This is a genomic window from Devosia sp., from assembly GCF_965229025.1.
Classification (GTDB): Bacteria; Pseudomonadota; Alphaproteobacteria; order Rhizobiales; family Devosiaceae; genus Devosia_A.
Genome location: NZ_OZ245853.1, coordinates 1,564,482 through 1,578,265, shown reverse-complemented (window position 1 = coordinate 1,578,265; position 13,784 = coordinate 1,564,482). Strand labels below are relative to the sequence as shown.

12 protein-coding genes and 2 tRNA genes are annotated in these 13,784 nt (G+C 63.4%); 9 read left to right on the top strand and 5 right to left on the bottom strand.

All coding sequences use genetic code 11. The annotated features are described in order from the left end of the window. Positions 1-8: 8 nt before the first annotated feature. Together ACO06J_RS07875 and ACO06J_RS07870 are read right to left on the bottom strand one after the other, a co-directional pair. Positions 9-1,493: a glycosyltransferase gene (locus tag ACO06J_RS07875; protein WP_421760152.1), complete on the bottom strand. Its 1,485-nt coding sequence runs from the start codon at positions 1,491-1,493 to the stop codon at positions 9-11. A 5-nt stretch (positions 1,494-1,498) separates the two neighbouring features. Further along, complete coding sequence (locus ACO06J_RS07870) at positions 1,499-2,818, bottom strand: nucleotide sugar dehydrogenase (RefSeq protein ID WP_421760151.1); 1,320 nt, start codon at positions 2,816-2,818, stop codon at positions 1,499-1,501. Between the two features lie 796 nt (positions 2,819-3,614). Between ACO06J_RS07870 and ACO06J_RS07865 the strand changes: the two genes are divergently transcribed. The 3 genes from ACO06J_RS07865 to ACO06J_RS07855 all read left to right on the top strand — a co-directional run bounded on the left by ACO06J_RS07865 (position 3,615) and on the right by ACO06J_RS07855 (position 4,720). Continuing rightward, positions 3,615-4,037: a response regulator gene (locus tag ACO06J_RS07865; protein WP_421760150.1), complete on the top strand. Its 423-nt coding sequence runs from the start codon at positions 3,615-3,617 to the stop codon at positions 4,035-4,037. 119 nt (positions 4,038-4,156) lie between these two features. Beyond that, complete coding sequence (locus ACO06J_RS07860; RefSeq protein WP_421760149.1) at positions 4,157-4,456, top strand: DUF1905 domain-containing protein; 300 nt, start codon at positions 4,157-4,159, stop codon at positions 4,454-4,456. A 15-nt stretch (positions 4,457-4,471) separates the two neighbouring features. Continuing rightward, positions 4,472-4,720, top strand: a complete 249-nt coding sequence (locus ACO06J_RS07855) for a DUF2256 domain-containing protein (protein WP_421760148.1) — start codon at positions 4,472-4,474, stop codon at positions 4,718-4,720. 111 nt (positions 4,721-4,831) lie between these two features. Here ACO06J_RS07855 and ACO06J_RS07850 read toward each other — a convergent pair. The 3 genes from ACO06J_RS07850 to ACO06J_RS07840 all read right to left on the bottom strand — a co-directional run bounded on the left by ACO06J_RS07850 (position 4,832) and on the right by ACO06J_RS07840 (position 6,805). Continuing rightward, a tRNA-Asn gene (locus ACO06J_RS07850) sits at positions 4,832-4,907 on the bottom strand. A gap of 84 nt (positions 4,908-4,991) precedes the next feature. Continuing rightward, a complete protein-coding gene (gene mobA / locus ACO06J_RS07845; protein ID WP_421760147.1) occupies positions 4,992-5,621 on the bottom strand; it encodes a molybdenum cofactor guanylyltransferase in 630 nt (209 codons plus the stop codon). Then, positions 5,618-6,805 carry a benzoate/H(+) symporter BenE family transporter gene (locus ACO06J_RS07840; protein ID WP_421760146.1) on the bottom strand — a complete coding sequence of 396 codons (1,188 nt, stop codon included), beginning with the start codon at positions 6,803-6,805 and terminating at the stop codon, positions 5,618-5,620. Before ACO06J_RS07840 ends, mobA begins: the two co-directional genes overlap by 4 nt. A gap of 175 nt (positions 6,806-6,980) precedes the next feature. On the opposite strand from ACO06J_RS07840, the gene ACO06J_RS07835 reads away from it, so the two are divergent. The 6 genes from ACO06J_RS07835 to ACO06J_RS07810 all read left to right on the top strand — a co-directional run bounded on the left by ACO06J_RS07835 (position 6,981) and on the right by ACO06J_RS07810 (position 13,779). Next, a tRNA-Cys gene (locus ACO06J_RS07835) sits at positions 6,981-7,054 on the top strand. Positions 7,055-7,190: 136 nt separating this feature from the next. Then, positions 7,191-7,844, top strand: a complete 654-nt coding sequence (locus tag ACO06J_RS07830) for a protein-L-isoaspartate O-methyltransferase family protein (RefSeq protein WP_421760145.1) — start codon at positions 7,191-7,193, stop codon at positions 7,842-7,844. 157 nt (positions 7,845-8,001) lie between these two features. Then, a complete protein-coding gene (locus ACO06J_RS07825) occupies positions 8,002-9,381 on the top strand; it encodes a TolC family outer membrane protein (protein WP_421760144.1) in 1,380 nt (459 codons plus the stop codon). 123 nt (positions 9,382-9,504) lie between these two features. Beyond that, entirely contained in the window at positions 9,505-9,882 is a 378-nt protein-coding gene (locus ACO06J_RS07820) for a hypothetical protein (protein ID WP_421760143.1), read from the top strand. A gap of 214 nt (positions 9,883-10,096) precedes the next feature. After that, the gene (locus ACO06J_RS07815; protein ID WP_421760142.1) at positions 10,097-10,750 is read left to right on the top strand and encodes a PopZ family protein; all 654 of its coding nucleotides are present in this window, start codon (positions 10,097-10,099) and stop codon (positions 10,748-10,750) included. Positions 10,751-10,935: 185 nt separating this feature from the next. After that, positions 10,936-13,779, top strand: coding sequence for a valine--tRNA ligase (locus tag ACO06J_RS07810; RefSeq protein WP_421760141.1), 2,844 nt, complete (start codon positions 10,936-10,938; stop codon positions 13,777-13,779). Positions 13,780-13,784 lie beyond the last annotated feature (5 nt).

The window sequence follows — 13,784 nt, the reverse complement described above, 5'->3', positions numbered from 1 at the left end:
GATAGCCCTCAATTGGCTTGGATCGGGAAGGGGCTGAGCAGCCCCGTGGCGAAGACGACGCCCACCACGAGCAGGCCAAGGGCCAGCAGGTGCATGTAGGACGAGGATAGGGAGCGGACCTGGCCGGCTTTGCCGACAGGGGTTCCGGAGCCGGCGGTCGACTGCCGGGTCCAGCGCTGGCGGTCGAGGCGGAACATGACCGAGGTCTTGATCGCGGCGCCGAACAGCTGGCTGAAATAGAGCAGGAACGGGTAGCTGATCGGGAACGGTCCGCCGAAGCTGGCCAGCAGCCAGCAGTAAATGTAGCGGGTGGCCATCACCCAGGCGACGTAGGCCAGGGCGACCAGCGGATCAACGAACAGCGAGAACAGGATGATGCCGACAGGAGCCGTAAGCGTGGTCCACATCGAGACCCGCTGATCGAGGATCGACCACCAAGTGTAGAAACCAATTTTCGTGGGGCTGAGCGCAAGCGCCCGGCCATTGGTGCGCAGCATGTTGCCGAACCAGCGACGCATCAGCGTGACGGCGCTCTCGATAAAGCCCGGCTTGGGCTGGGTCTCCATCGAAACGCACGCCACATCGGGCAGGTACGTCATCTGGTAGCCGTGCTTGAGCAGCCAGAACCAGGTCGACTTGTCATCGCCGGTGAGGAACTTCACCCGGCCCAGGCGCCAGTGATCGATATAGTCTTCCTCGATCGAGGCGATGAAATCGGGGCGCGTGGCGAGATCGGCGCGGAACACCGACATGCGGCCGGTGAGCGTCAGCACACGATTGCTGACCGCCATGGCCGACATCATCATCTGCCGCTGGGTGAAGCGCAGCTTGAACCAGTCGCGGAACAACGGCTGATCGATCTCGGCAGCTTCGTTCGTGGTCAGCGCCCCCACCTTGCCACTGGCAAAGAACGGTGCAGCGCGTTCGACGATATCGACGGGGATCTGCGTGTCGCCATCGACGAGCAGCACGACGTCATCGGCGGACGGGCAGCGGCGGGCGATGGAGCGGAGGGACGTCGCGAGTGCATCGCGCTTGCCGGTGCCGGCGATGCGGTCGATCACTACTTCGACGGTGTCGATGCCGGCCAGGACCTGGGTCGCGACGGAGCGGATCAGGCGTTCATCGGAGGCGTCAACCACCGACGCCACCACCGTTGCCCCACCGGGTGAGCGGCGGGCGGCGAGAAACAGCGAGCGATAGACGCGGGCCGTAATCTCGGCGTCGATCTTGTAGCTGGTGGCAAGGAAGAACGCGTGTGCCTGGCGCTTGCCCGAATAGAGCGCCTCGGCGGCAGCGCGCCGCCGAGGGTATGCGATGCGGAGGTAGTAGTGCGCCCGCAGGAAGTTGATCAACGCCCAGCTGTAACGCCACAGGCCGATAAAGCCGAGCGTCAGGAAGATGCCCGCGCCGCCGGAAAAGGCGCTCGAGGGGACTGCGGCAGCGATGGCTGCAGCGACGAGGATGTAGAGAGCGTGCGCAAGGATTTGCATGGCGGTTACCAGCAGATGCCTTCGTAGGTGCCGTTGGAGCGGAGCGACGTGTTGATGCGCGTCAGGTCCACCAGCGAGTGGGATTCGGACACCGCGTTGAGCGGCGCGATCGCCTCTTCGTAGCGGTTGCCCACGAGGATCACGTCGGCCCCTGCGATCAGGTCCTCGATGCGGCCAACCAGTCGCGAGGCAAGATCGGGCACCACGTCATTGCCGCGGCCCATGGCGCTGACGCCACCTTCCACCGCCTGGGTGACGAAGGGGTCGTAGACCTTGAGCTCCATACCCTTGGCGATCAGCCGCGAGGCCAGCTCGGCCAGCGGGCTTTCGCGCAGGTCATCAGTGCCCGGCTTGAAGGCGATGCCGACGAGGCCCACCGACTTGCCGCCGGAATCAGCGACCATCTGTTCAGCGCGGTCGATCTGCGCGGCATTGGCCTTTAGCACGGAGTCGAGGAGCGGGGAGGGGACGCCCTTCTTGTGCGCCAGGTGCTGCAGCGCGCGGACATCCTTGGGAAGGCATGAGCCGCCAAACGCGAAGCCGGGGCGCATGAAGTAGGGGGAGATGTTCACCTTCACATCCGAGCAGATGAGCTTCATCACCTGCTGGCCATCGACGCCTGAGGCCTTGGCGATGTTGCCGATCTCGTTGGCGAAGGTGACCTTTACGGCGCGCCAGGAATTGGACGCGTACTTGACCGCCTCGGCGGTCTTCAGCGTCACCACATTGGACGGAACGGGCATCTGGGCATTGATGTCCTTGAGGATGGCGGCGGTCTTGTCTTCAAGCGCGCCGAAGACGATGAGGCCCGGATCGTAGTAGTCGGCGATCGCTGTGCTTTCGCGCAGGAACTCGGGGTAGTAGCCGACGCCGAAATCCTGGCCGGCAAGCATGTTGCTGGCTTCCTCGAGGGTGGGGATGCACACCTCGTCCATGGTGCCGGGCACGATGGTCGAGCGGATGATCACCGAGTGAAAGCTCGCCTTGCACTTCAGGGCCTGGCCGATATCGACACAGACGCTGCGTACGTATTTGAGACCGACCGCGCCGGTGTCGTCGCTGGGCGTGCCGACGCAGACGAAGCTTGCGTCGGTGTCGAGCACCGCCTGCGCACCATCGGTGGTGGCGCGGAGCCGGCCGGATTTGACGGCGCGGGCGATGATCTCGTCGAGACCGTTTTCGACGATGGGGGAGATGCCGGCGTTGACGGCGGCGACCTTCGCGGGATCGACGTCGACAGCGATGACCTCGTGTCCATCATCTGCGAGGCATGCCGCGGACACGACCCCTACATACCCAATTCCGAAGACGCTGATTTTGGCCAAGATAGTCCCTCTTTCCAGTAGAGTGAGCGGTATCGCTCTCGCCCCCAGGGGCAAGTGTTTCAGGTCGACTAAGTACAAACACAGAGCCAGAAAGCCCCAGGCTCTAAATCCTATAAGTCTGTTTCCGTGTTCCTCTCAAAGAAGAGGACGTTGAGTACTAAGACTTAGTTCCGGTATGACTGCCGGTGTTCGACGAATGATTGGTTCGTCTGATGGGTTAAGCGTGTTCGTCAGGGGGAAGACTGAGAAGAAACCGGGGGCCATAGTTGCCATGCAAATAATGCATAGCTCTCGCCCCCAGGGGCGCGGTTGCCTGGGACCGAAAATTTCACGGAAATCGCAGCGTGACAGCGGGCCTCGGCAGCCGCTCGGGATGAAGCGGTCTGCGTCGCAGCTTGGCTGGATTACGGCAAAATCGTGCCGCCAACCCCTTCGTGACCGGCGCGTGATTAAATCTTGAGCATGTTTTGCAACGACCCGAGCCGGATGACGACGAGATGACAGGCCCGTGTCAGCCCCGCGCCACGGCGCTCACCGGGGCCAGGAAGTGCTGATGCAGCAAGGGTTTGGTTAATTTGTACGAGTCTTTAACGAAAGGCACGTAGCTGCCACCGGGATTCGTTAAGCGATTTCGGGCCACGTCGCGCACGGAATGGCGAGATGAGCCGGGACCGGCCGCTGTTTTGCCGTGCTTGGTGTTGAAGATCGCTATGGGCCGAGTCGAAGGGGCACTCCCTTTGTCTCGAATTGTGCGCTGCGGTCTGTGCAGCGCTGGGTGAAATGACGGGTCTTATCTTTGACAGCAACCGGAAGCAGCCGGCCACTCGCCCTCATCGTTGAGGACGAGCCCATGGTCATGTTGAGTGCCGTGCAAATGTTCGAAGCCGTAGGCTTTGACGCACTTGTGGCCTTTACTACTGATGAAGCCATCGCCCATCTCGAGGGGCGCTCCGGCATTGCGGTGGTGTTTGCCGAGTATGATGCGCCTGGGAGCCTCGATGGGCCCGCGCTGGCCCGGCTGGTGCGGGGCAGGTGGCCAACGATAGAGATTATCGCGGTATCCGGCCGTCGCGCAGCGGTCGAGCTGGACGACCTGCCACTGGGCGCGCGGTACTTCGAAAAGCCCTACGTGCTATCCCAGATTGAGCGCGCGCTCGAAGAACTCGGTCTGATCGGTGCCGTACCCCGGGCCAGGGTCAGCGTTCCGCCTCGTGGATGATAACGTTAACTACGTAGCAGCCGCCTTAGTGGCTGGCTACGATAGGGGGCGGGCGTGGCCTTTGCCGAAAGGGTTTTCGGCAGGGGGCAAGCGACTGGATCGGTTGCAACGAGGTCAGCGTGGATTGGCTCAGCTTCGAGACTGAAGTGATTTATTGGCGCGGACCGTCGCCGTTCTTCTACGCACCGCTTCCCGCCACGGTGGCGGCAGGGGTGGCGCAGGTGGCTCGGCAGGTGAGCTATGGCTGGGGCATGATCCCGGTCGAGGTGGAACTGAACGGCGTGCGCTTCACCACCGCGCTCTTTCCCAAAGACGGCACTTACTATCTGCCACTGAAGAACGCAGTGCGTCGCGAGGCGGGGGTGACGGCGGGCGACGTGATTAAAGTTGATATGAAAGTAGTGGCGTCGAGCTCGTAAGGACCGCGGGGCGCGGTGCCGATCCGCTGGCGTCGTGGTGCGTATAAGGAGGAGGCGTGCACAGCGCCCTCACATGCACTCTATCGCGAGAACATCCCGTTGCCCAACAAGCGCGTCGCTAAAGCCGATCTACCGACGAAGATCTGCGCCGTCTGCCAGCGGTCATTCTCCTGGCGGAAGAAGTGGAGCAAGGTCTGGGACGAGGTCCTGTACTGCTCCGACGCCTGCAGGCGGCAGCGGAATGGCAGGGGCAAGGCTGGTTAGGTGAGGGAGGAGAGTGGGGGAGCGCGGCAACTGGCCCGCTGGAACGGTTCAGGCGCGATGCCACCGGCACAGGAACTGCCTACGCCGCGAAGTCGTTCGAAAAGGGAAGTTTGGCTCCGCGACTTGGACTCGAACCAAGGACCATTCGATTAACAGTCGAATGCTCTACCAACTGAGCTATCGCGGAACACGTCGCCTCTTTGCAAAGGCAGCGCCCGTTTAGCGGGTTTGATTTCCTTTGCCAAGCCCGAATTTCCCCCTGTTGCGAAGATCACCGGCGGCTGGGGTTTTGTCGTGCGGCGCGGAGTTCGAGTTCGGCCAGATCCTCAAGCGTGTTGACGTTGGCGAACGGGTCGCCATCCGCGCTCAGGGGCCAGGCGATCTCCCGGCCACTGACCTCAAAGGCCAGCCGCTTCAGGCTGTGCGGTGCCGTGCCTGCGACGATTCGATCTGTGAGGTCGGCAAAGGCCGCGACCCGCCAGATGCTGTTGGTGGGGTAGATCTGGCCGCCATAGCTGGCGATGGCGGCATCCGCCTCGCCGATCCCTTCCAGCAGCCGCGACACGTAATCGGCGGGCAGCAGCGGGGAATCGACAGCCACTGCGACGAGATGCGCGGGCGGCTTGTCCCAACGCTTCAACGCGTCGATGGCGGCCGCAACGCCAGCCAGCGGCCCGGCATAGTCTCCCTGCAAATCAGCGATTGGCTCCACGCCTGGCGGAAGCGCGAGCAACCCAGGATCGAGCCGCCCATGCGCCACCAGAATCGGGCTGCACTGGGCGAGGACCGCAAGCGCCCGATCGAGCAGGCGTTCTCCGCCGACCCGTAGTTCTGATTTGATTGCCCCACCCAGCCGTTCGCCGCGCCCGCCTGCGAGAATGACCGCCGCAACCGGCCTCATGCCGCCCTCGGCCGGAGCAAAAACCACATTGCGATGCCGCCAACCAGCGCCCAGAACGCCGCGCCGATGCCAAGAAGCGTGATACCCGACGCGGCGGTAACGAAGGTGAGGATCGCCGGCAACCGGTCCGCTTCATCGGCCAGCGCCCGCGCAAGGGCGCCCGACAGGCTGGCAAAGAGTGCTAGGCCCGCCACAGTCTGGATCAGAACGGGAGGGGATGCCGCGACGAACGCCGCCGCGTAGCCCGCGAGCCCGGCCAGCACCAGATAGGTCCAGCCGGCGGCAAACGAGGCGATCCAGCGACGGGCCGGATTGGGATGCGCTTCGGGGCCGGCGCAAATCGCCGCCGTAATGGCGGCGAGGTTCACGGTGATACCCCCCAGCAAAGCGCTGATCGCACTGGCGGCGCCCGAGAGTAGAAACTGCGGGGCAGGGCTTACCTTGTAACCATTCACCTGCATCACGGCCAAGCCCGGCAGGTTTTGGGACGCCATCGTGATAATAAAGAGGGGCAGGGCAATGCGGATCGTCGCCTCCAGCGTGAACTGGGGGAGAACGAAGGCCGGCAGCGACAGGGCCATGTCGAAACTGCCCGGTGGGATGTGTGCAGTCACCGCGAGCACCACGATGGTGACAACCACCGCAGCCGGCACAGCGTAGCGCCGCGCCAGCTTGAGCATAATGGCCCACACACCGATGATCGGCAGCGCCAGCAGCGGTTCCTGCTGCAGCGCGTGAAGCGGCGCGAGGCAAAGTGTCAGCAGGATGCCCGCCAGCATGGCGCTGGCGATGGCCGGCGGGATGGCGGCGACCGCCCGGGCAAGATGCTTCGAAAGTCCGGCCAGAACGATCAGCGCCGCGGTGGTCAGCAGCGCCCCGCACAGCACAGGGTACCCGCCCGTAGGCGCCCCGACCGTAATCAGGAACGCGGCTCCGGGCGTCGACCAGGCAAAGCTCAGCGGCCGCCGCGTACGCCATGCCACCGCCAGATTGAGCAGCGCCACCGCAACCGTCGTGACCAGCAGCCCGGTCCCCGCCTGAACCGGCGTGGCGCCCCCTGCTGCCAACGCAGCAAGAACCAGCGGAAACGAACTGGCATAGCCAACCATCGCCGCAAGCATTCCGGCCAGAACCGGCTGCGCAATGCCGTGGTCTGCAGGAGGCAATGTATCGGTGGTGCTCAAGTCGGTGTCCGGGACAGCAGAAGCTTGGCGCTAGGAAGCCCGCGATTCCCTACTCCCGTCTACAGTCGTGTTCGTCGAGCAGGCCGTTGGAAGTGCCCCGCGCAAAAGCTCTCCGCCACGGCCACGCGTTCAGCTTGCGTAAACGGCTGCCCTGTCATAAGAACCCGCGCGGTGAGGCCACGTGGCGGAGTGGTTACGCAGCGGATTGCAAATCCGTGTATTCCGGTTCGATTCCGGACGTGGCCTCCAAGCTCCCTTCAGCCAAGCTCCCTTCAGCATTGATATTTCGGCATACCGGTTTTGCCGCGCTGCGGCGTTGCACGTGCTTGAACGTGGAGGCCGGCAGGGATACCAAGCTGGCCTGAACCCAATCCAAGGATCGGACATGGCTGACTTCGAGACTGCCCGTCGACGCATGGTCGACAATCAACTGCGCACCAGCAATGTCACGGACCGCCGCGTGCTCGCTGCCATGGGCGCAGTGCCGCGCGAGACGTTCCTGTCGGCCGAGCAGCAGGATCTGGCCTATGCCGACGCGGTGCATCCTATTGCCGCTGGTCGCGCTCTGGGCGCTCCGGCGCCGTTCGCAAAGCTGCTGCAACTGGCGGCGATCGAGCACTCTGATCGCGTTCTCGACGTGGCGATTGGCACCGGATACTCCACCGCAGTACTGGCGCAACTCGCCGCTGAAGTGACCGGCATTGAGAGCGACCCGGCACTCGCCGAGGCAGCGCGCCGCAACCTCGCCGCTGTCGGCGCCACCAATGCAAAGGTAGTGACCGCCGCGCTCGACGCCAGCATCGCAGCGTTGGGCCAGTTCGACGTCATTCTTGTTGAAGGGGCGCTGGAGACCGCACCGGCGCACTATTTTGCCGCGCTGCGTGACGGCGGCCGGCTGGTGGCTCTCATCCGCAAGGGAGCAACCGCCGAGGCACATGTCTACGTCCGCTCCGGCGCTGATGTGGCGGCGCGTACGGAGTTCAACGCCAGCCTGCCGCCTTTGGCACTGGCGCCGCGGTCCGAGGCTTTCGTCTTTTAAGTGTCGTGCCGTCCGCCTACTGACCGGCGGTTAACAGTGTTGCCGGCGAATCACTCCGCCGCGAAATCGAACGTTAATATTTGGTAGGACTTGCCCAATCCGGTTGTGCCCCCCATGTGGCGGGCATACAGTTCGGGCGCTGTCGGAGGTTTTGACTATGAATTCCCTAAGGGTCGTGCGGGCGGCCACCATTGCTGTTGCCTTGAGCATGTTGCCGGTTGCGGCGCACGCAGAGACGCTGCGTGAGGCGCTTGCAAGCGCCTACAAGAACAATCCGAACATCATGTCGGCGCTGTTGAGCGTCAAAGCGACAGCCGAAGGCATCGCCATTGCCAAATCGGGCAAATTGCCCACCATCGCGCTTTCGGGTGATGTGGGCGGCAGTTTCGCTGCTGGGCCGGGCTCCGAAGCTGCCTACGGCGATGGCTTCCACACCGACTACAATTACAGCGCTGGGGCGAGCTATAGCCAGACGCTGTTCGACAACTTCAAGACCGAGTCCCAGATCGAGCAAGCGCGGGCGCTGACCGAGGTCAGCAAGTACTCGCTGCGCAATGCCGAGCAGAACGTGCTGCTCTCGGTGGTGCAGGCCTATTTCGGTGTCATTCGCGACACGCAGCTGGTGCAGTTGCGCCAGGAGAATATCTCCTTCTTCGATGCTCAGGTGAACTCTGCGTCTGACCGTCTGCGGTTGGGCGAGGGCACCAAGATTGATGTGAGCCAGGCTCAGGCGCGCCAGGCGCAGGCGGTGGCTTCTTACAAGTCGGCGATTGCATCCTTGCAGACCAGCCAGGCGAGCTACCAGCGCTGGGTCGGTCACAAGCCCAAGGGCCTGACCGGCGAATTCACCTTCGGCAAGCTGCTCCCCACCTCAATCGACAGCGCCATTGCTTCGGCCGATGACCATCATCCGGCGCTGCTTTCGGCGCGCGCCTCAATTCGCGTGGCGCAGGCCGGTTCCGATGCGGCCGAGGCGGCCTTTGGGCCCACCCTCAACCTGATTGGCTCGCTTTGTGCCATCGGCTGTTTCAACGACAATTCCGTCACCGGCATGACCGGGTCGGTCAATCTGAAGCTCTCGATCCCGATCTATTCGGGTGGGGCACTGAGCGGCAGCCTTCGCAAGGCCAACCTCGAGCAGGTCAAGAGCGAGGTCGATGCACTCTCCACCCGTGACGAAATCCGCGAGTCGGTGATCTCGTCGTGGAGCACGCTGCAGAACGCCACCTCGCAGATCGAATCCGCGCAGTCGAGCGTTGCCTCCAACCAGTTGGTGGTCGACGGCACGATCCAGGAACGCGACGTCGGCCAGAAGACGACGCTCGATGTGCTGAACGCCCAGGCGGACCTGACCTCGGCCCGCGAGACGCTGATCACCGCCCGCGCCACCAAGATGATTGCCGCTTTCGCGCTGCTCGCTGCCTCCGGCCGCCTGTCGGCCGAAGACATGAAGCTCAATGTGGAAGTGAAGTCGGCGGATGGCTACATCTCAAGCGTCGAAAAAGTCTGGGCAGAGCTGCGCGTCATCAACGACTGACGCGCGCCGTCCGTGGACGGCACCTCGCCTGACCGTTAGTTTATCCGGGCCGTCATGCATCAGCGTGGCGGCCCGATTGTTTGGCGCCGGCGGTGCTCCTGCCGCTGGCATGAGGGGGAATAAATGAAAGCACTTCCATTCTGGTTCGTCGCGTTGGCCTCGCTGTTTGCGCTGGTCGGCATGGCCTGGGGCATTCAGATGTCGATGACGCAGAACTTCGATCTGGCGCCAGCCCATGCGCACAACAACCTCATCGGCTTTGTGTCGATGACCATCTACGGTTTTTACTACAAGCTGGTACCTGCGGCAGCGGTGACCCGGCTGGACCTTGTGCACTTCTGGCTCTCTGCACTGGGCGCCGCGACCTTCGGCGTAGGAATCGCGATGGCGATCAGCGGGCAGGGTGAGGTGCTGGCCATCATCGCCTCGCTGCTGACCATACTCGGAGCACTCGTCTTTGCGGTGACGGTGTTCCGCAATCGCGCCGGATTGACGGTCTGACGGGCAGCAGCCGCCGGCGGGGCCCGCCTCGCCGGCAAAACTCCTGTTGATGACGCTAGTGGTGGTGTACCGCCGATTCACAAAGCGCCACGGGTTGGACTACATTGGTCTGAGGCGATTCGGCGGCGGACCGAGTTCGTCCCGATCCTGCAGCCGTGTATCTGGCAGGCAATGTGAGGCAGTTATGAACAAGCCGGCGCCAAAAGAACCCTCGATGGACGAAATCCTGTCGTCCATCCGGCAGATCATTGCCGATGACGATGCAGGCGCCGCGCCGCGCAAGCCTCCGATTCCCGCTGCCGCTCCAGTTGCGCGCAGCTTTGCGCCGCCGCCGCCGCGCCCCGTGATGTCGCAGCCTGCGCCGATGATGGATCCCGATCCAGAGCCGCTGGCGCTTTCGTCGGAGCAAATTTTGCGCGATACCGCCGCCGAGGATGGTGCAGGGCCGGGTCTCAGCTTTGAACAGATGCTCGGCGACTCGTCGTCGTCGGCTTCGTTGATTGATCCTGACGATATTGCTTTTGACAGTGAGCCAGAGCCCGCGCCGGTTCCTGTGGCGCCGCGCCCGATGGAGCGGCCGACGCCGCGGCCGGCAGCGCCGGTATCGATGGCGGCTCCAATGCCCGACCCGGATCTGTCTTCCGATATGGCAGAGCAACTGCTCGAGCCGACCACCCAGTCAGCTGTGGCCAGCACCTTTGCCCGGCTTTCAAATCTCTCGACAATTGGTTCCGGTGTCACCATCGAGGCCATGATCCGTGAGATGATGCGCCCCATGCTCAAGGACTGGCTGGACGAGAACCTGCCTTCAATCGTCGAGCGGATGGTCGAGAGCGAAATCGCCAGGGTCTCGCGCGGCGGGCGTTAATTTGTAAGTCTGCGGCCCGGGGCGTGTGACGTTCCCCTGCCTCGCCTGGCGGGTCGCGCGCAACACGACGCTGCGCGATTGTGTTGACTTCCCCCATCCGCCTTTGCTTAAGACCTGTGCACTAAGTTTCAGGGCCCGCCAGCACCACCCCGTGCACGGTGGGCCGCTTCTGTTGGAATCCGACAATGCTTGAGAAGACTTACGAACCGGCCGCCGTCGAACAGCGCATCTATGAGGCCTGGGTCGCCACCGAAGCCTTCAAGGCCGGGGCAGGGGCCAAGCCCGGCGCTGAGACCTTCTCCATAGTCATCCCGCCACCCAACGTGACGGGCTCGCTCCATATCGGGCACGCGCTCAACAACACCATTCAAGACATCATGATCCGCTTCGAGCGGATGCGCGGCAAGGATGTGCTGTGGCAGCCGGGCACCGACCACGCCGGCATTGCGACGCAGATGATCGTCGAACGCCAGCTGATGGAGCGCCAGCAGCCCGGCCGTCGTGAGATGGGCCGTGAGAAATTCCTCGAGCGCGTGTGGGAATGGAAGGCCGAGTCGGGTGGCACAATTCTCAACCAGCTCAAGCGCCTGGGCGCCTCGGCTGATTGGTCGCGCGAACGCTTCACCATGGATGCGGGCCTCTCCGAGGCCGTGCAGAAGGTGTTTGTGGCCCTGTTCGAAAAGGGCCTGATCTACCGGGCCAAGCGGCTGGTGAACTGGCACCCCGGCCTCGAAACTGCGATCTCCGATCTGGAAGTCGAGAACATCGAGACCAACGGCAAGATGTGGCATCTGCGCTACCCCATCGAGGGCAGCACAGAGACCATTACGGTTGCCACCACCCGGCCCGAGACCATGCTGGGCGACGTCGCCGTGGCAGTGAACCCGGAAGACGAGCGCTACAAGCACCTGGTCGGCAAGCACGTCATCCTGCCGCTGGTGGGCCGCCGCATCCCGATCATTGCGGACGAATATGCAGACCCCGAACTCGGCTCGGGCGCGGTCAAGATCACCCCGGCGCACGACTTCAACGACTTTGAAGTCGGCCAGCGGCATGGCCTGAAGCCGATCAACATCTTCACCAGCACCGCGACGCTGAACAATACCGTGCCAGTGGCCTATCGTGGGCTCGATCGGTTCGTGGCACGCGACAAGATCGTGGCCGAACTCGAAGCCTCGGGCGTGCTCGTCTGGATCGACGAGAAGAAGATCATGGTGCCCTATGACGAAAAGACCAAGCTGGTCGTCATCGAGCCGTTCCTGACCGACCAGTGGTTCGTGAATGCCGAAGTACTCGCCCAGCCGGCGCTCGCTTCGGTGCGGGAGGGGCGGACGAGGTTCGTCCCCAAGAGCTACGAGAACACCTATTACGCGTGGATGGAGAACATCAAGCCGTGGTGCATTTCGCGCCAGCTCTGGTGGGGCCATCAGATCCCGGCCTGGTATGGCCCGCGGCTCAACACCGACCCCGATTTCAACAACGGCGCGGCTGGCCCGAAATTCTTTGTTGCCGGCAGCGAGGCAGAGGCGGTCAAGCAGGCGCAGGCCTATTACGGCCGGCAGATCGAAGTGTTCACCGCTGGGCTGAACTCGGTGGACTACATCAAGGCCTACAACGGCTTCGATACCACGCAGCGCGATCGGCTGAACGCGGAGACCTGGGCGGTGCGCAAGCAGAAGGACCCGTTTGCCGAGTATTCGGATTCCAAGGTGCCGTTGCACCGCGATGAGGACGTGCTCGACACCTGGTTCTCCTCGGCGCTGTGGCCGTTCTCGACCATGGGTTGGCCGCACGAGACGCCGGAACTCGCCAAATACTACCCCACCGACGTGCTGGTCACAGGGTTCGACATCATCTTTTTCTGGGTCGCCCGGATGATGATGATGGGTCTCGAATTCACCGGCACAGAGCCCTTCCACACAGTCTACATGCACGCCCTGGTCCGCGACGAAAAGGGCCAGAAGATGAGTAAGACCAAGGGCAACGTCATCGACCCGCTCAAGCTCATCGACGAATACGGCGCCGACGCCACGCGCTTCACCCTCGCTGCAATGGCGGCCCAGGGCCGCGATATGCGGCTCGCCATTTCGCGCGTCGAAGGCTACCGCAACTTCGTCACCAAGCTCTGGAACGCCGCGCGCTTCCTCGAAATGAACGGCTGCGGCCGCGTCGAGGGGTTTGACCCCAAGCTCAACACCCTGGCGCTCAATCGCTGGATCGTCGGCGCAACGGCGCGCGCCGTCGCTTCGGTGACCAAGGCGATCGAGGACTACAAGTTCAACGAAGCCGCCAACGCCGCCTATGACTTCGTCTGGGGCACGTTCTGCGACTGGTATGTGGAACTCGCCAAACCCGTCATGACCGGCGAGAACGCGGCCGAGAAGGCCGAGACGCAGGCGACGGCAGCGTTCGTCCTCGACCAGATCCTGAAGCTGCTGCACCCGTTCATGCCCTTCGTCACCGAAGAGCTGTGGGCCGAGACCGGCAAGACCGGCCCGGCGCGCGACCGGCTGCTCGTTATCTCGGAATGGCCGGACCTGGCGGGCCTCGAAGACGCCGAGGCGGATGCAGAACTGGACTGGCTGCTGAGCCTCGTCACCGGCATCCGTTCAGTGCGCCAGGAAATGAACGTGCCGGCAGGCGCCAAGATCCGGCTTGTGGTGGTCGGGGCAGGGGCCGAGACCGGTACCCGGCTCGAGGCGCAACTGGCTGCCCTGACCCGGTTGGCCCGGCTGGAAACGGTCGATTATGTCGACGACGTGCCGCCCGATTCTGCCCAGTTGGTGCTGGGCGAAGCGACCTTCGCCCTGCCGCTGGCCGGCGTGATTGATCTCGCCGCCGAACGGGCCCGTCTTACCAAAGACATCGCCAAGATCGATGATGAGGTCGACAAGATCGACAAGAAGCTCGGCAACGAGCAGTTTGTCAGCAAGGCCAAGCCCGAGGTGATCGAAGAGCAGCGGGCGCGTCGCGCCGAGGCGCTCGATCGCCGGGCCCGTCTCGCTGAGGCACTGGCACGGCTGAGCTAGGGAAA